This is a genomic window from Companilactobacillus huachuanensis (genome assembly GCF_005404815.1).
Classification (GTDB): Bacteria; Bacillota; Bacilli; order Lactobacillales; family Lactobacillaceae; genus Companilactobacillus; species Companilactobacillus huachuanensis.
This window is the reverse complement of the sequence record NZ_BJDF01000004.1, coordinates 91,848-108,635: the sequence shown is the minus strand read 5'-3', so window position 1 is coordinate 108,635 and position 16,788 is coordinate 91,848. Positions and strand designations below refer to the sequence as shown.

16 protein-coding genes and 1 tRNA gene are annotated in these 16,788 nt (G+C 36.4%); 11 read left to right on the top strand and 6 right to left on the bottom strand.

Translation table 11 applies throughout. The annotated features are described in order from the left end of the window. Window positions 1-12: 12 nt before the first annotated feature. From gatC to FFM71_RS03530, 7 genes are all read left to right on the top strand, one after another. A complete protein-coding gene (gene gatC / locus FFM71_RS03560; protein ID WP_137610823.1) occupies window positions 13-312 on the top strand; it encodes an Asp-tRNA(Asn)/Glu-tRNA(Gln) amidotransferase subunit GatC in 300 nt (99 codons plus the stop codon). Then, a complete protein-coding gene (gene gatA / locus FFM71_RS03555; protein ID WP_137610822.1) occupies window positions 312-1,769 on the top strand; it encodes an Asp-tRNA(Asn)/Glu-tRNA(Gln) amidotransferase subunit GatA in 1,458 nt (485 codons plus the stop codon). The genes gatC and gatA overlap by 1 nt, the downstream gene beginning before the upstream one ends. Continuing rightward, window positions 1,769-3,199, top strand: coding sequence for an Asp-tRNA(Asn)/Glu-tRNA(Gln) amidotransferase subunit GatB (gene gatB / locus FFM71_RS03550; RefSeq protein WP_137610821.1), 1,431 nt, complete (start codon window positions 1,769-1,771; stop codon window positions 3,197-3,199). The genes gatA and gatB overlap by 1 nt, the downstream gene beginning before the upstream one ends. Before the next feature lie 12 nt (window positions 3,200-3,211). Continuing rightward, window positions 3,212-4,234 (top strand): diacylglycerol kinase, encoded by a 1,023-nt coding sequence (locus FFM71_RS03545; protein WP_137610820.1) that lies wholly within the window; start codon window positions 3,212-3,214, stop codon window positions 4,232-4,234. A gap of 59 nt (window positions 4,235-4,293) precedes the next feature. After that, the gene (gene rlmD, locus FFM71_RS03540) at window positions 4,294-5,652 is read left to right on the top strand and encodes a 23S rRNA (uracil(1939)-C(5))-methyltransferase RlmD (RefSeq protein ID WP_137610819.1); all 1,359 of its coding nucleotides are present in this window, start codon (window positions 4,294-4,296) and stop codon (window positions 5,650-5,652) included. 608 nt (window positions 5,653-6,260) lie between these two features. Further along, on the top strand, window positions 6,261-6,452 hold the full coding sequence (locus tag FFM71_RS03535) for a hypothetical protein (RefSeq protein WP_137610818.1): 192 nt from the start codon (window positions 6,261-6,263) through the stop codon (window positions 6,450-6,452). 90 nt (window positions 6,453-6,542) lie between these two features. Further along, a complete protein-coding gene (locus FFM71_RS03530) occupies window positions 6,543-6,755 on the top strand; it encodes a helix-turn-helix domain-containing protein (RefSeq protein WP_137610817.1) in 213 nt (70 codons plus the stop codon). 140 nt (window positions 6,756-6,895) lie between these two features. On the opposite strand, the gene FFM71_RS03525 is transcribed toward FFM71_RS03530, so the two are convergent. The 5 genes from FFM71_RS03525 to FFM71_RS03505 all read right to left on the bottom strand — a co-directional run bounded on the left by FFM71_RS03525 (window position 6,896) and on the right by FFM71_RS03505 (window position 12,666). Further along, entirely contained in the window at window positions 6,896-7,645 is a 750-nt protein-coding gene (locus tag FFM71_RS03525) for a response regulator transcription factor (protein WP_137610816.1), read from the bottom strand. Then, window positions 7,646-8,947 carry a sensor histidine kinase gene (locus tag FFM71_RS03520; protein ID WP_171000460.1) on the bottom strand — a complete coding sequence of 434 codons (1,302 nt, stop codon included), beginning with the start codon at window positions 8,945-8,947 and terminating at the stop codon, window positions 7,646-7,648. An 85-nt stretch (window positions 8,948-9,032) separates the two neighbouring features. Continuing rightward, the gene (locus FFM71_RS03515) at window positions 9,033-9,929 is read right to left on the bottom strand and encodes an alpha/beta hydrolase (protein WP_137610814.1); all 897 of its coding nucleotides are present in this window, start codon (window positions 9,927-9,929) and stop codon (window positions 9,033-9,035) included. Continuing rightward, entirely contained in the window at window positions 9,929-11,326 is a 1,398-nt protein-coding gene (locus FFM71_RS03510) for a PTS transporter subunit EIIC (RefSeq protein ID WP_223876470.1), read from the bottom strand. Before FFM71_RS03510 ends, FFM71_RS03515 begins: the two co-directional genes overlap by 1 nt. Next, entirely contained in the window at window positions 11,326-12,666 is a 1,341-nt protein-coding gene (locus tag FFM71_RS03505; RefSeq protein ID WP_137610813.1) for an APC family permease, read from the bottom strand. The genes FFM71_RS03510 and FFM71_RS03505 overlap by 1 nt, the downstream gene beginning before the upstream one ends. A 123-nt stretch (window positions 12,667-12,789) precedes the next feature. Here FFM71_RS03505 and FFM71_RS03500 point away from each other — a divergent pair, with 123 nt between their 5' ends. The 4 genes from FFM71_RS03500 to FFM71_RS03485 all read left to right on the top strand — a co-directional run bounded on the left by FFM71_RS03500 (window position 12,790) and on the right by FFM71_RS03485 (window position 15,722). Then, window positions 12,790-13,785 (top strand): Gfo/Idh/MocA family protein, encoded by a 996-nt coding sequence (locus FFM71_RS03500; protein ID WP_137610812.1) that lies wholly within the window; start codon window positions 12,790-12,792, stop codon window positions 13,783-13,785. Window position 13,786: 1 nt separating this feature from the next. Next, window positions 13,787-15,013: a DEAD/DEAH box helicase gene (locus FFM71_RS03495; protein ID WP_137610811.1), complete on the top strand. Its 1,227-nt coding sequence runs from the start codon at window positions 13,787-13,789 to the stop codon at window positions 15,011-15,013. A 47-nt stretch (window positions 15,014-15,060) separates the two neighbouring features. Beyond that, window positions 15,061-15,134, top strand: a tRNA-Arg gene (locus FFM71_RS03490). Window positions 15,135-15,215: 81 nt separating this feature from the next. Beyond that, window positions 15,216-15,722: an acyl-CoA thioesterase gene (locus FFM71_RS03485; RefSeq protein ID WP_137610810.1), complete on the top strand. Its 507-nt coding sequence runs from the start codon at window positions 15,216-15,218 to the stop codon at window positions 15,720-15,722. Between the two features lie 549 nt (window positions 15,723-16,271). Here the strand turns inward: FFM71_RS03485 and FFM71_RS03480 are convergent. Continuing rightward, window positions 16,272-16,703 (bottom strand): MarR family transcriptional regulator, encoded by a 432-nt coding sequence (locus FFM71_RS03480; RefSeq protein ID WP_171000459.1) that lies wholly within the window; start codon window positions 16,701-16,703, stop codon window positions 16,272-16,274. Window positions 16,704-16,788 lie beyond the last annotated feature (85 nt).

Sequence of the window (16,788 nt, the reverse complement as noted above, 5' to 3'; positions counted from 1 at the left end):
AAGGAGAAACAAATGATTTCAAAAGATGAAATTTTACACGTTGCCACTTTGGCTAATTTAAAATTCCAAGATGATGAAGTTGATAGTTTTGTTAGCCAACTAGATAAAATCGTTGGTATGGAAAGCAACTTATCATCAGTTGATACAACTGGTGTTGAACCAACTTACAATATGGCTGACACTAACTCTGTCTTCCGTGAAGATATAGGTATTCATACTCAAACTAGAGAACAAATGCTTGAAAATGTTCCCGAAGTTGAAGATAACCTTATCAAAGTTCCAACAATTGTTGACAAGGAGGATGCTGAATAGTGGATATCAAGAAAGAGACAATTGCTTCTTTGCACGAGAAGTTAGTTAACAAAGACATAACTGCTGAAGCTCTTACAAACCAAGCTTTAGACAATATCAAAGACGACGCTGAAAAGCTCAATACTTTTATTACTGTTAATGACAAAGCTACCGAAGATGCTAAAAAAGTTGACGCTGAAGGTTTCAATGATTTATTAGCTGGTATTCCAATTGGAATCAAGGATAACATCGTGACCAACGGAATCAAAACTACTGCTGCAAGTAAAATCCTTTACAATTTCATGCCCGTTTACAGTGCGACAGTTATGGAAAAATTAGCTGCTGCCGGTGCTATTAACGTTGGTAAGACTAACTTGGATGAATTTGCCATGGGTTCATCAACTGAAACTTCATATTATGGAACTTCAGTTAATCCTTGGGACTTCAGCCGTGTTCCTGGTGGTTCTTCAGGTGGTTCTGCTGCTGCAGTTGCTGCTGGTGAAGTTGTTGCCGCTCTAGGTACAGATACTGGTGGTTCAATCAGACAACCTGCTGCTTTCAATGGTATTTTTGGTATCAAACCAACTTATGGTCGTGTTTCTCGTTGGGGTGTTATTGCCTTTGCTTCAAGTCTTGACCAAGTTGGTGTTATGTCAAAACGTGTCGAAGATTCAGCAACTGTTCTTTCAGTTATTGCTGGTCATGATGACAAAGATTCAACAAGTTCAAATAAGGATGTTCCTGACTACCGCGCTGACTTGAATAAGGATATGCATGGTGTTAAGATTGCTGTTCCAAAGGAATTTTGGCATGAAGGAACTCATCCTGATGTACTTGATAACGTTAACAAGGCTCTTGAAGCTTACAAGAAGATGGGTGCTACAGTCGAGGAAGTTAGTCTTCCAACATTGAAGCATGCTGTTGAAGTTTACTATGTCTTGGCATCTAGTGAAGCCTCATCTAACCTTCAAAGATATGATGGTGTTAGATATGGTTATCGTGCAAAAGATGTTAAGAACATCAAGGATTTGTTCGTTAACTCTCGTTCAGAGGGCTTTGGTGACGAGGTAAAACGTCGTATCATGCTTGGTACTTTCTCTCTATCAGCTGGTGCTTATGATGCATACTTCAAAAAGGCTGCTGAAGTTAGAACTATTTTTATCAATGAAATGAATGATGTTTTAAAAGATTACGATTTAATTATGGGACCTTCAACGACTACACCTGCTTTCAAGATTGGTGAAAAAGTTGATGATCCATTGGCTATGTATATGAACGATATTTTGACAATTCCTGCTAACTTAGCTGGTTTGCCAGCCGCTTCAGTTCCTGCTGGTTTGGCCGATGGGATGCCTGTTGGTCTACAAATTATTGGTAAGCCATTTGCTGAACAAGATGTCTTAAATGCTGCCTATGCTTTACAAGAAGAAAATAAATTTTATGAACAAATACCAACTGCACTCAAGGGGGAAGACTAATGAATTTTGAAACAACTATCGGACTTGAAGTCCACGTTGAATTAAAGACTAAGTCCAAAATGTATAGTCCTTCACCAGTTGCTTATGGTGCTGAATCTAATATCAATACCAACGTTATTGACTTTGGTTTTCCAGGAACATTGCCAACTGTAAATAAAAATGCTTACCGGCTCGGTGTTATGGTCGGATTAGCTTTGAACGCTGATATCGAAAACCACACTCACTTTGACCGTAAGAATTATTTCTATCCAGATAATCCTAAGGCTTTCCAAATTACTCAACAAGACAAACCATTGGGTCACGATGGTTATATCGAAATTGAAGTTGATGGCGAAAAGAAGCGTATTGGTATTGAAGAACTTCATGTTGAAGAAGATGCCGGTAAAAATACCCACGGTAATAATGGTTATTCTTACGTCGATTTGAACCGTCAAGGAACACCATTGATCGAAATTGTTTCAAAACCTGATATGAAGTCTCCTGAGGAAGCTTATCAATATCTTGAAAATCTTCGTAAGATTATTCAATTTACTGGTGCTTCTGATGTTAAGATGGAAGAAGGTTCAATGCGTGTTGATACTAATATCTCAATTCGTCCAGTTGGATCAGATACATATGGTACTAAAGTTGAGTTGAAGAACTTGAACTCATTCAATCACGTTAGATTAGGTCTAGCTTATGAAGAGAAGCGTCAAGCTGCTATCCTTAAACAGGGTGGCACGATTGGTCAAGAAACAAGACGTTTTGATGAAAAATCTGGCGAAACATTCTTAATGCGTGTTAAATCTGGTGCGGATGATTACCGTTACTTCCCAGAACCAGATTTACCAGACTATGAAATTTCTCCAGAGTGGGTTGCTGAAATCAAAGCTAGCTTGCCAGAAACAGCTAGTGTTAGACGTAATCACTATATCAATGAATTAGGAATTCCTGAATATGATGCCGGGGTTTTGACTGACACTAAGGAAATGTCTGATTTCTTTGATGAAGCGGTTGGCTACGATGCTAATCCAAAACTAGTTTCTAACTGGTTGATGGGTGAAGTTAATGCTTACTTGAATGATAAGAAGATTGGCTTGCTTGATACTAAGTTGACACCTGAACATCTTGCTAAGATGATCAACTTGATTTCTAATGGAACAATTTCTTCGAAGATTGCTAAGAAGGTCTTCCAAGAAACTATTAGCAACGGAACAGAACCTGAGGAATGGGTTAAATCTAAAGGACTTGTCCAAGAATCTGATCCAGATGTTTTGAAGCCAATTATTTTAGAAATCTTAGATAATAATCAACAATCAATTGATGACTTTAAGAATGGTAAAGATCGTGCCGTTGGTTTCTTGGTTGGTCAAATCATGAAACAAACTCATGGTCAAGCTAATCCTAAGGTTGTTAATAAGATTTTGATGGCAGAGTTAAAGAGTCGTTAGTGAGGGAAAGATATGCGGGCTAGACTTATATATAATCCAACTTCAGGTCACGAGACCATGAACAGTAATGTTGGAGACATTTTGAATATTATTGAAAAAGCTGGTTATGAGGCTAGTGCTTATCGAACGACACCGAAAAAAAACTCAGCTAAAGATGAAGCCAGACGAGTAGCTAAAGAGGGCTTTGACTTAATAGTTGCTGCTGGTGGTGATGGAACAATCAATGAAGTTGTTAACGGAATTGCCGATTTGGAGCACCGTCCTGAAATGGCAATTATTCCGGCCGGAACAACGAATGATTATGCCCGAGCTTTGAAGATTCCTCGTGATGATGTTGTCGAGGCTGCCAAAGTGATATTGAAAGGTCAGAAGTTACCAGTTGATATTGGACAAGCTGGCAAGAGTTACTTTATTAATATCGCTGGCGGTGGGTCGATGACCGAATTGACTTATGAAGTGCCTTCAGCTTATAAATCAATTTTGGGTTACTTGGCCTACTTGGTAAAAGGTGCAGAAATGTTACCTCGTATCAGTCCTATTGACATGCACATCGAATATGACGACGGTATTTTTGATGGGAAGGCAACGATGTTTCTAATTGGATTGACTAATTCAATTGGTGGAATGGAACAAATTGCTCCCAACTCAGTCATTGGTGATGGAACTTTCTCATTGATTATCGTGAAGGAAACTAATTTGCGTGATTTAGTACATTTGATTGCCTTAGTTCTAAATGGTGGTCGTCATGTCTATAATCCCAAGGTTATTTACACGAAGACTAAAAAAATCAGTGTTAAAGCAAACGACGAAAACCGGGTCATGGTCAACCTTGATGGTGAATATGGTGGGGATGCTCCGATGGAATTTACTAACTTGCATAACCATTTAAATATTTACGCTAATGTTGATTCAATACCACTCAAAGCAATTGATACATCAACTCTCAGCGAAAAAGATGCTGGTGAGAAGATTATTGAAGAAGAAAAAAACCTTGATTCAGATAAATCAGATAATGATAAAGAAACAGATAAATAAATAAGAATTAGGAAGTGTATCGATTTTGGACACTTCTTTTTTCTATGTATAGGTGAAAAATGGAAAAACCAAATTTGAAGAAGAACCAAGAAATAGAATTAGACATCCAAGACCTCTCGTATGAAGGTAAAGGTGTTGCTAAAGTTGATGATTTCACACTTTTTGTCGACAATGCATTGCCAGGTGAAAAAGTTAAAGCCGTTATCACACGTGTGAATAAGAACTTTGGCTTTGCCAAGACGCTTAAAGTTTTAGTAGAGTCACCTGATCGAGTTCATGATATCGATGCAGTTTATGCTCAAACAGGAATTGCTCCATTGAGCCACTTGAAGTATGACAAGCAACTAGAATTCAAACACAACCAAGTTGTTACAGACTTTAATAAGATCGGTTTGAAGGATATTACTGTTAACGATACTTTAGGAATGGAATCACCATTCAATTATCGTAATAAGGCACAAGTTCCAGTTCGCCAAGTCAATGGTAAATTGACAACTGGTTTCTATCGTCGTCGTTCACATGATTTAGTACCTATGGAAAACTTCTTAATTCAAGATCCTAAAATTGACGCTGAAATCATCCGTGTTCGTGATATTTTGCGTAAGTATAACGTTCGTGGTTTTGATGAACAAAATCAAAAGGGACAAATCAAGACAATTATGGTTCGCCGCGCTTACTTTACAGGTGAAATGATGGTTGTTCTAGTTTCAAGAACTCCTGATATTTCTCACTATAAGGACATCACCAAAGAAATCTTAATCAATCCTGAAATCAAATCAGTTTTCTTGAACATCAATTCAAAGAATACTAACGTTATTTTGGGTCAAAAGATGACATTACTTGGTGGTAAGAAGTATATTGATGATGAAATTTTGGGACACAAGTATCGTATTTCACCAAAATCCTTCTACCAAGTTAATCCCGTTCAAACTCAAAACCTTTACAAATTAGCTATTGATAAGGCTGAATTGACAGGTAAGGAAAATGTTGTCGACGCTTATTCAGGAATTGGTACAATTGGACTTTCATTGGCAAATAAGGCTAAGCATGTTACTGGTATCGAAATTATTGAAGATGCCGTTAAAGATGCCGACCAAAATGCTAAATTGAACAATATTACTAATACTGATTTCATTGTTGGTAAGACTGAAGATGTCTTGAATGATTGGGCTAAGAATGAAGTTTCAGTTGATGTCTTGATGGTTGATCCTCCACGTAAAGGCTTGGCTAATTCATTGATTGATTCATTGAAGAATATCAAACCAAAACGTATCGTTTATATCAGTTGTAACCCTGCCACTTTGGCACGTGATTTGGAATTATTAAGTGATACATATGAAATTGGAGATGTAACTCCAGTTGATATGTTCCCAATGACAAACCATATTGAATGTGTTACTAAACTTACATTGAAGTAGAATTCCGTCGCAGAGACCAATGTATTATGGTTTTATAATAATAACTGAAGGTTGAAAGTTTGATGCATTATGCCGTTTCCAGAGCTGAAAGTATTCATATGCTGCGCGGTACGATTCGAGCCAAAAGGCGGTCTCGAATCTCGGTTGAAGCCTTACCAAAAACCGGTAAGTCTCCAACACGCCCGGTGGTGTAAGGACTAAAGTCCTAACGCCACTTTCGCGGCAAATGAATACTTTCAGCTCTTCCAACTAGTTTATTTTTTTTTAATGGTGGAACAGTAAAGTAAAAACTTCTGCTTATTTAAATAAATCAGCTCTAAGCCTGTAATAATAAAGGTTAGATTAATTTCTCACCTTTCAACCTTCAGGTATTATAAAGTATGCCGTTAACAATGATAGTGATTACAAGAATGTTAGATAAAGATTGAATTTAATAAAGGCTGAATGATGAAACTTTAACTTTAATATCTATGTTGCTGTGATATTATCAAAGTCAGTTTATTTATTTCCAAAAGAGAGTAAGACGCTTATCTCTGGAAGGGTATACTTAATCTAACCTTCAGCCTTTAATAATTAAATAAGCCTAAAGTGGCAGAAAGATAACTATTATGAAATTAATTTTTGGAATAGGTGCTATTTTAATTGGTATTTGGCAAATCTATGTTTCAAAACAATATTTTAATAATCTAAAAAAACAATCTAGTCCGTTGATTTTTGCATTGATTGCGACGATTGCAAGCTTGGCTTTTGCAGCATTTTTATTGATTTATGGTGTTCAAACACTTGTTTCTTTACGTTAATCGGGAAAATCGATACGTTTAAAGACAATCTATGCTTTTACTATTCTTTCTGAAATATAATATTGTCATAAGTAAGAATTGAGGGATATCATGAATCATGAAAAAGTTTTCTTAGGTGATAACTTGAGAAGTTGTCGAAAAAGATGTAATTTATCGGAACGTGAAGTTTCTAAAATGTTGCATGTCGATATTACGACGATTTCAAAATACGAACACAACACGAGAACTCCCGATATCTATATGATGATGCGGTTTGCTGATGTTTATGAAGTTAGTTTGGATAGATTAGTTGGACGAAAATAGATAGATACTTGACCTTTGGTGGTTGGGTATCTTTTTTTGGGATTCGTAAGTTCAGATGACGTGTGAAGATAGTTAAATATGTCCAAAATAAAAAGGACCCTGAAACGCTTTTACGCATTTGAAGATCCTCTATGTGGAAGTTAATTCTTTTTTTTAGAAAGTAATCGAGTTAGCTCCTTACTTTTACGGAATGAAACTTCACAGGTTGAATTATCAATAAATGATAATGTTCTTGAGTGACTGTCGTATGTCGTTGCGTTATCTAGATTAACTAAATAACTTCGATTACAACGAAATAGGCTAGGATAGTCTGTTTCAAAGGTGTTCAATGAGCCGCTGAATTCGGCTAACTGATTTTTTGTGACAATGAATATTCGACCGGGGACGTCCTTTTGGGTGTACAACATAATGACATCGTCCATCATGATTGAAAAATAACGACTGCCGATTTTATAATCCAATAGATTTTTGGAAGAGTGACTGTATTTTTGAAGATTATTCTGTGCCATTTCGATGTCGTCGGTGATACGGTGCTTGATTTCATCTAGACCTTTATTCTTCAAAATGTAATCCATGGGGGCAATTTTGCGCTCCAATGTGGTTAAGGACAGTTCGTCGTGAGTGGTGATAAAAACAATTTGGGCCATCGGATCATCCTTACGAATTTTCTCGGCAATATTCAGGCCAGCAAATTTATCATCACGAATTTCCATATCTAAGAAATATAGGCCTTGTTCTTTAGGTACATAATCTTGGTAGAATTTTTCAACTGAATCAGAAGTTGACTTTAATTCGAGATTGGCATCATTTATCAAAATACCATTCTGAATAAATTCCACGTATTTCTGGCGTTGAATGGAGTTGTCTTCGAGTAAATAAACTGGAAACACTTAATCACCCCCTACAATAATTAAAGTCATCAACAGATGACCATGAATAATTTTAGTTTCTAAGTATAGATTATCAGTTTCTGAGATTAAACGGCGAGTATTTGATAGACCAAATCCCGTATGATTTTCTTTGGTCGTGTAACCAGTTTGGAAAAAATCTTTGAAATTCAAGCTACCTTTAACAGGATTGTCGACAGTGATCTCTGTAATATTATCGTCTTGAGTGATGGCACAAGTGACGTTTTTTTCATCAATCGTCTGTACATATTCAAAAGCATTGTCTAAGAGAATTCCCAAAATTCTGACGATAATTAAGATATCATTTGTAAAATGATAATTGTCTTTAGTTAATTCTAGTTGAAAATTAATGCCTTGATTCCGAGCAAGAAAAAATTTTTGAATTAATATTCCGCGGATCATATCGCTGTCGATAACTTGAGCTTGGGCAATATTGCCACTGTCAGTTGGGAGTAGCTTAGCCTGAGACTGAACGATATCTTGGTAGTATTGTTTTAATTCTTTAGAGTCACTTTGGTCAACAAATGTTTTCATTGATAACATTATGTTTTGAAAATCATGTTTGAACTTACGCAAGTCGGTATATTGTTGACGTACACTGGTTAAATAATCGTTTAGTTGTTTGTTATAAATAACTTTTGCTTGAGCTTGACGTTGAATGGCAATGGTTTTTACGAAAAAAATCAGTTGGCGATATGTCAATGTGATGATTACAGTGAAAACTACTAGGATAATAGCCTGTAATGTCGCTGTAACGGATTGTAGATCACTAATCAGTAGAATGACCATGAATGCCACAAAGACGCTGAAAGACATCGTGAAGACCCTTTTACCGAGGTGGTATTGTTCGACTTGAATCCATAATTTTACCGTAGCGGCCCGATAAAAATTGGCCAATAATAAAAACAAGATGATATAGATAGCATTTATCAGTATGGAAACGAGAATGAAATTTTGTTGGAACTCCTCTAAAATTTGTAATTTCCATTCATTTAATGCAACGAAGAAGATAATTCGAGCTGTATATGTCGCTAAACTGAATAAGACTGTTTCGAAATTAGCCGCCATTACTAGTGAAATCGACTTTTGCATATCTAATTTCTTACCCTTATTCCAAAGCCAATTGCATAGCAGAATGAAGCAGACGAATAATAAAATAAAGATATCATCAACAAATAATCCGATATAACCAAATATTAAAGAAACGGTTACATCGGATATTAAATGTCCTATATTAAATGAATTCAAAAAGTAGCGATGCATTTGTAAAATAGCAAATAGCATAAAGAAATTCGCTACAAAGCTTAGTTGCCAGTCTATATATACCATATGCTAATTGTATTTAAAAAATAGACTTAATACAAGTTAATTATGGTTGAGGATCAGGGACTTTCTTACTTGTTCGACTATTGCCTGAATTGTTTATACCATTTCCAACAATGTACTGATGGAAAATATCGATAAATTGAGTGTTGGCAATCATATCAGAATGCTGTGCTTTGTCACCAGTTAGAGTGATCAATGTATAACGCTTGATATGACCTTCGTAAATATATTTACCAGCGTCAACACTACCAAGCGGAACGATACCATCGTCTGTATAGAGCTGCGTTCCGGCAACTGAATAGTAGGTCAAACTGGTGGGAATCTTATTTCGATCTTTAACTAAATCGTTCAGCATCTGTGTCCGATTGGAAGTGTTCTTTTCTTCAAAATTGTAAGGCGTACCAACAGTTAACATATGATTGACAGTAATTGTTGAGTCGTCAAAATAGTGTTCCAAGAAGTAGGTCCAAATTAGACCACCATTGGAGTGTCCAAAGGCATTGAAGTTATTGAAACGATAACGCGACTTGAGTTTATTGAAAGCTGAATTAAACCAAGCCGCCTGTTTCTTGATATTGGCATAACCATCCTTATTATTTTCGAAGCCAACAACGATAAAGGGCCGGGTATCATTTGGACGAATGCTACCAGTGTATGTGATCGAATCATTGGTGTGAACAGTCATCTTAAGAAGACTGTGATGCTCGCCGTATTGACGATTGATTGTTTTAACCAAATCATCAAAACGGTTGGCAGAAGCACTACTTCCGGGAATCATAATGACGGGTGACATTGGTGAATTGTATCGTCCAGCCAAGGTCGAAACGTTACTTTTGGTCCACATATATGAAGGGACACCAAGAAGTATCAAGATGATAAACAGACTCAGTAGATATTTGAAATTTTTGTTTTGTCTTAAATTACGAAGTTGCATCCGCATTAGACTTCACCTTCTTCAATACCAGGATTGTCTAATAATTTCACCTTAGCGGCCATTTTAACAAAAGGTATATAGATGTATACCGAAATGATTATCGCCAAGATAGAGAAGCCCAGGGCTTGCCAGCTGCCATTAGTACCGATAAAGGCAATCAGGGGCCCTGGAGTACCAACTGGAACAGGATAAACACTCGGTGGCATTAAGTGTAATGTTATAGCGATAGCGGCCATCAGCATATTGGCCAAGGGCGCTAAGAGAAATGGAATCAGAAAAATAACATTGAAGAGGACCGGTATACCCGTTATAACGCCACTACTGATGTTGAAAACACTAGGTATCATTGCCCAACGAGCAACAGTTTGAAAGTCTTTATCTTTTGAAACGATTAGAATAGCAATGATCAATCCCAGAATTGAACCGGTTCCACCAAATGTAGCAAAAGCATGATAAAGTGTTGAACTGGTGAATGGATTTGGAGCGTTCCAAGCGGTGTGCTTTTGGAGGGCGTAATTCAAGTTAATAGTTGATAAGACGTCCATTTTTTCCATACCAAGAGCCGAGTATGTTCCCGACCAACCGAAGAATGACATGATTAATGTGTAGATGGAGAAAATTAATGTTTTTCCTAATTGTGTCCAATTATTACTTGAAGTATATTCCGTAGAAAGAGCATTAATAAAGTTTCCAGGCGCTTCTGAATAATAAGTTACGTTAATCAAAGTGCTGAAAATAATTGCGATAATTAAAGAAATAATAATTGGTTTCAAAGAGATAAAAGTTCTTTCTAGAATGCCTGTCGTTGGCTGGCCTTTTTCAAGATTTGGGGCTGGACGACTAAATTTTTTGAAAATCCATCCGATAATCATTCCAGATACAATGGCAAAAAGAAGTCCCCGCATGCCTAAGATATTTGGATGAAACGAGAAAGGCTGCACTTTAGAATAAGCATAATCCATAATTAAAAGGGAACTTATAGCGGTGATACCAGCCAACTGATCGTCACGATGATAATATTTGGCCGTATACTTGGCTGCTCCAAAAATAGCAATGACAGATACCCAGCCGAGTGAAAGATTATACAAGGCGTTTGCAATATTTTCGATCAAACGATAAATATAGTCATTGTTAAATGTTGGAAAGACATCAGTCAGGAAGCCCTCTTTACCCAGGACAATCGTCTGAATTATTTTTATAAAACTTCCAAATAAAGCAAAGGGAAAGATTAATAATAAAGTTCGTTGAATAATTCGATAAATTAATAATTTTTGAACTTTAAGAGTCCCTCGAACTAAACGCTCTTCAAGTTTGTTGTTGAATTGAACTTTCATGAAAACACCTGCAATTCGTTTCAAATGATATTCAAGAAAATTATAACCTTCAAAAAAAAAAGCCGCCATCAAAGCGACCTTTTTTTATAAAAATAATGAATATAATAAATTGGTAAACCGAGTAGTGTAATTCCGATACCCATAAAGGCCAAACCAGGTTGACGTATCAAGGTAGAAATAATGATATAGCCACCACCTAATAAAGCAATAATTGGTGGAATTGGATAAAAACTAATTTTATAAGGACGCTTTAAATCTGGTTCATTGCGTCGAAGGATAAATACGCCAATGAACATCATCATTGAAAAAATCCACATTACGAAAACTAGCATGTCAGTGAGGTAATCAAAACTACCCATGAAAATCATTATTATGGCAATAATAGTTTGAATAATTCCAGCATTGGCAGGAACGCGAGTTTTTTTAGTCAATGTTCCAAAGAATTTTGAAAAGACGATTTCATCATCAGTACCTAGGACGTAACTTACACGTGATCCGGTCATTGTATAGCCATTGACAGAGCCAAATACCGAAATCAAAATACCGATCGTAACAATTTTCCCACCAATTTCTCCAAAAATTTTAATTGCAGCCTCAGAGGCAGCATTTTGATTTCCAGGAATCAGGTGAAAAGGCAACGATTTGATGAAAACAAAACTGATTAGAACATAAATCAAAGTGATAAAAAATAATCCCACAATAATTGATTTTGCCAAGTCCTTCTCAGGTTTCTTCATTTCTCCGGCTAGGTTACCAACATTCATCCAGCCATCAAAAGCAAACATTGTTGCTAAAAGACCACCGCCCATTGATGACCAAAAGTCAGAATGACTGCCTGATGTAACTGGGAAGAGTGATACAGGATGGGTTGCTGGTGTGAAAATTCCTACGATAATTATCAATATGATTGGAATTAATTTGGCAATCAAGGCAATTGACTGAATTCGTCCACCGACTTTAGCGCCTAAAAGATTGACGGCAAATAAAAAGACTGCCAAGGTAATAGCAATGGGTATTTGCCAAACTTTAGGAAGATTGCATAAATTTAACACTTGGGTGGCAAAGATAATCGAAAGTGCGGAAATTCCAGCTGGATAGTAAATAACCGATTGAGCCCAAGCCAGTAAGAAAGCAGGAACTTTTCCATAAATATATTCGATATATTTGTAAATTCCGCCGGCAACAGGCAATGCAGAAGCTAATTCAGCCACTGTTAATCCGGCATTGATTGTAATAAAACCAGCTAAAAGCCATACGAAAATAGTTAAACTGGCTGATCCAGTAGTGGCTGTAACGCTGGAGATTTTAAAGAAAACTCCCCCTCCGATTACAAGACCCATTACTGTTGATAGTGCTGGAAAGAAACCAAGATCTCTTTTCAGACTAAATTTATCTTTTTCATTGCTCATTGAAAAAAGGTACCCCCTCAAATGGTATAAAACAAAATTATATACCATATTATTAAAATTCGAGTATTTTTTTGTTGGTAATTACGCTTACATATCAGTAAAATTAAACATAGAGGTGATTTTATGATTAGTTTAGGAATAATAGGAACAAACTGGATCACAGAACAATTTGTTAAGGCAGCGGATGAAACAAAAACCTTTGCTTTAACAAGTGTTTACTCACGTACAGAAGCGAAAGCTGAGAGCTTTATTGAGGATTTGAAGAAGAAAGATATTGAAATTAGTACCGATTTAGATACTTTCTTTAAGAAGGATTTCGATACAGTCTACATTGCTTCACCAAATGGATTACATTTTATTCAAGCTCAGCAGGCTTTGGAGAATGGCAAAAATGTTATCGTTGAAAAGCCAAGTACTTCAACTATTAAAGAGTTTAGTACGTTGGATAATTTAGCACATGAAAAGGGTCTGTATTTGTTTGAAGCGGCTAGACATATTCATGAACCAATTTTTAAGAAAATTGAAGAAATCGTCGACAAAAATCGTACTAATTTAAGTGGTGCAAGCTTCTCTTATATGAAGTATTCGAGCCGTTATGACGCTTATTTAGCTGGTAAGAATCCCAATGTGTTTACAACCAAGTTCTCAGGTGGGGCTTTGTATGACTTAGGAGTTTATACCGTTTATGACGCCGTTGTATTATTTGGACAGCCTGAAAAAGTTGATTATGACGCTGAATTCTTGACGTCTGGAGTTGATGGTAGCGGCTCTTTGACTTTGAAATATGCTAACTTCGATGTCAACATTATTATCGGAAAGACTAAGAATTCATATATGTCTTCAGAAATTTACTTTGGTCGCGATACCTTGTTATTAGATAACGGTGGCGATATTAGTCACTTGGATTGGGCAGATGACAATAAGAATATTACTGATGTGCCAGCATTGAAGGCTGAAAACCCCATGGATTCTGAAGCAGATGAGTTTGCTAGAATAATGATCCAAAAGGATCAAGTAACTTATGATAAACTATTAAAATACGCCAGAACAGTAAATAGAATTCTAGAACAAGCAAGAACAAGCGCCGGACTTGTTTTTGATGCAGATGAGGAAAAATAAATTGGAAATACCAAAATTATATCAAGACTACTTTAAAGAAAATCAATTTGAAACATTGACGAAAATTCAAGAAGCAGTCTATATGCCTTTTAAAGAAGGCAGAGACTTAGTAGCCATGGCACCAACTGGTTCAGGTAAAACACTAGGTTTTGTAATGCCAATGTTAGAAACTTTGGTTCCTAAAGATGGACTTCAAGTTTTGATTTTGGAACCTTCACAAGAGTTGGCCATGCAAGTTCGTGATGTGATTCAACCACTTGCTAAGTTGATTGATTGCAAGGTTCAGGCATTAACAGGTGGTGCCAATCCCACACGTCAGTTGAAGAAATTAAAAGAGAAACCCGAAATTATCGTTGCAACCTTAGGACGATTGAACGAATTGGTCGAATCGCGTAAAGTAAAGTTGGGTAAAATCAATACAGTAATAGTCGATGAAGCTGATGAAATGTTGAATGAATCCAAACTTGAAAGTGTTCGAAGTACAATTTCACAAATGCCTGCTGATGTACAAATGACGTTCTTCTCAGCTACGGGGAATGATATTTTCCAAGATATGCATAAATGGTTTGGACAAGAATTTCTAGTAATCGATCAGCGACAAGATACAAGTTATACAGCTGGTATCAAACATTACTTTGTTGATGCGAATAATGAATTCATCAAGAATGCTATTTTGAGAGAACTGGCTCACAACAAGAAATTCTTGGGGATTGTCTTCTTCAGCAATTCACGTTCACTTCATAAGGCTATCAGTGACATGAATCACAATAAGACTAATTTTGTGGCACTTGATAGTAAGATGTCTTCACAGCAACGTAAAACGGCGTTACAATTATTTTCAACGAAAAAAGTTAATTTGATGTTAACGACCGACGTAGCTGCCCGTGGTATGGATATTGATGATATTAATATGATTGTCAATTACATGATGCCTCGAGATGACAGTGAATATATTCATCGTTCGGGACGTACGGGTAGAATGGGTAAGAGCGGAAATGTGATTACCTTTGGTAACAGTCACGATATGAGAAACTTGCAGGATATGGTTGAAGCTGACATTACTAAGGCTTACGTTGATCATGAAGGTAAGCTTTCAAAGAAGCCTGTTTTTGATAAGACTAAGCGTCATAACGCTACAAAGCCACAGGCTAAGGTAGCTAAACCTAAGAAACGTTTACGTGATCAAAAGAATAAAGGAAAACGAAGTTTCCATAAGAAACAAGATTAGTTTAGTATCTGCACACTTTTTGAGTTAGAATAATAAGTGTGCTTTATGGTCCCTTGGCCCAGTTGGATAGAGCAACTGCCTCCTAAGCAGTAGGTCCCCGGTTCGATTCCGGGAGGGATCAGTTATCGAATGATAAATAAGAAAATAGGCCGTAATCAATTATTGATTATGGCTTATTTTTTAAAATAAAGGCGGTCAACTAATGGAAACAATTAAATGTAGTCAAACACTTTCAATAAGCAATCATCGAGTTTTTTCATCTGATTTGAATGAACATAATACAGTTTTCGGTGGTAGAACATTAATGACTATCGATGATAATTCATCCATAGCGGCGTCACGTGTGGCTAGAATCGAGACAGTCACAGCGTCAATTGATCAAGTGAATTTCATCTTGCCATTTGGATTACAGGATTCAATGTGTACTGAATCATATGTTTCAGGTGTGGGAAGTCGTTCAATCGAAGTGTTCACTAAAATTATTGGTGAACACTTGAAGACTGGTAAAAGATTTTTAGGTTTAACATGTTTTTCAACCTTCGTTGTAACGGATAAAGACGTTGTTTTACCAGGAGTTTTACCAGACAATGATGAAGCAGAGTATGTTTGTAGCGGATATCATGAAAGACAGGCTGAGAGATTGGCTAAGTTGATGAAACAAGAGAAATTTAATCAGAATATTAGTCTGAAATTTCCTTGGCAGGATTAATAGATGACAGTGGTGTCTATTTCAGTAATTGATAAAAAAAGAGAAGTTATTTCACACTTGAAAATTCCAGTTTTCTAAGTGTAAAGTAACTTCTCTTTTTTTAGTTAGTAACTAAAGATTGAAAGTTTAGTTAAGTATGCCGTTTCCAGAGCTGAGAGTATTCAATTGCTGCGCGGAACGGCCCGAGCCAAAGTGCGGTCTCGAACCTCGGTTGAAGCCTCGCAAAACCCGCGAGTCTTCAACACGCCCGGTGGTGTAATTGCTAAAGCAATAACGCCACTTTCGCTGCAAATGAATACTCTCAGCTCTTCCAACTAGTTTTTTAAAAATAAGAATGTCCGATTGCGTTCTTTTGCCATTTAAATAAATTGAATTTAGGACTGTCACAGCAATGTTTATATCACTTTTTCACCTTTCAACCCTCAGTTAGTAATTAAAGGTTGAAATTTAGGTAAGTATGCCATTACCAGAGCTGAGTGCATTCAATAGATGCGCAAAACGGCCCGAGTCAAAGGGCGGTCTCGAGCCCCAGTTCCTGAGACGGCTGATTTAACTTTCAGTTTGAATATTTGTGCTTAAAATCATATCTCTCAAATCTAAGAAGTCTGAACTAGTAAAGAATTCGTTTAAAACTGCATCAACTACAATAGCTGCTTCTTTGAAATGCTTAATACCTGAATCGGTGATTTTTAAACAAATTTCTTTTTGATTATTGTCACTGTGGTAGCGAGTGATAGGTTTGCAATCTTTCTTTTCCAGTCTAACCGCCATACGGGAGACAGCAGCAGAACTGAGTTTTAATGAATCCTTGATTTCTAATAGAGTTGCTTTGCAATCATATTGATTATATAGATAGTGGAGAAAGCTGAATTCGACAGGTGATAAATCATATTTAATTAAAGATTTTTCTAACTTAATTTGAATGTCATTTTCGAAGTGTTTCATATTTAGCCAAGTGCAAAGATTGGAATTATTATTCAAAATCATCACCCCTTATAAAAATTATTAACTTTTATGTATTATGAAACTTATCTGTTGTGTGCGCAAGCAAAGAAGGTAAGTAATG

Bases quoted from the DNA above. Each gene is read 5' to 3' on its own strand.
- FFM71_RS03535 (WP_137610818.1), top strand. From the start codon at position 6,261: ATGAAATTAATTTTTGGAATAGGTGCTATTTTAATTGGTATTTGGCAA.
- FFM71_RS03530 (WP_137610817.1), top strand. From the start codon at position 6,543: ATGAATCATGAAAAAGTTTTCTTAGGTGATAACTTGAGAAGTTGTCGA.
- rlmD (WP_137610819.1), top strand. From the start codon at position 4,294: ATGGAAAAACCAAATTTGAAGAAGAACCAAGAAATAGAATTAGACATC.
- FFM71_RS03500 (WP_137610812.1), top strand. From the start codon at position 12,790: ATGATTAGTTTAGGAATAATAGGAACAAACTGGATCACAGAACAATTT.
- FFM71_RS03505 (WP_137610813.1), bottom strand. From the start codon at position 12,666: ATGAGCAATGAAAAAGATAAATTTAGTCTGAAAAGAGATCTTGGTTTC.
- gatB (WP_137610821.1), top strand. From the start codon at position 1,769: ATGAATTTTGAAACAACTATCGGACTTGAAGTCCACGTTGAATTAAAG.
- FFM71_RS03520 (WP_171000460.1), bottom strand. From the start codon at position 8,947: ATGCTATTTGCTATTTTACAAATGCATCGCTACTTTTTGAATTCATTT.
- FFM71_RS03510 (WP_223876470.1), bottom strand. From the start codon at position 11,326: ATGGCGGCTTTTTTTTTTGAAGGTTATAATTTTCTTGAATATCATTTG.
- gatC (WP_137610823.1), top strand. From the start codon at position 13: ATGATTTCAAAAGATGAAATTTTACACGTTGCCACTTTGGCTAATTTA.
- FFM71_RS03515 (WP_137610814.1), bottom strand. From the start codon at position 9,929: ATGCGGATGCAACTTCGTAATTTAAGACAAAACAAAAATTTCAAATAT.
- FFM71_RS03485 (WP_137610810.1), top strand. From the start codon at position 15,216: ATGGAAACAATTAAATGTAGTCAAACACTTTCAATAAGCAATCATCGA.
- FFM71_RS03545 (WP_137610820.1), top strand. From the start codon at position 3,212: ATGCGGGCTAGACTTATATATAATCCAACTTCAGGTCACGAGACCATG.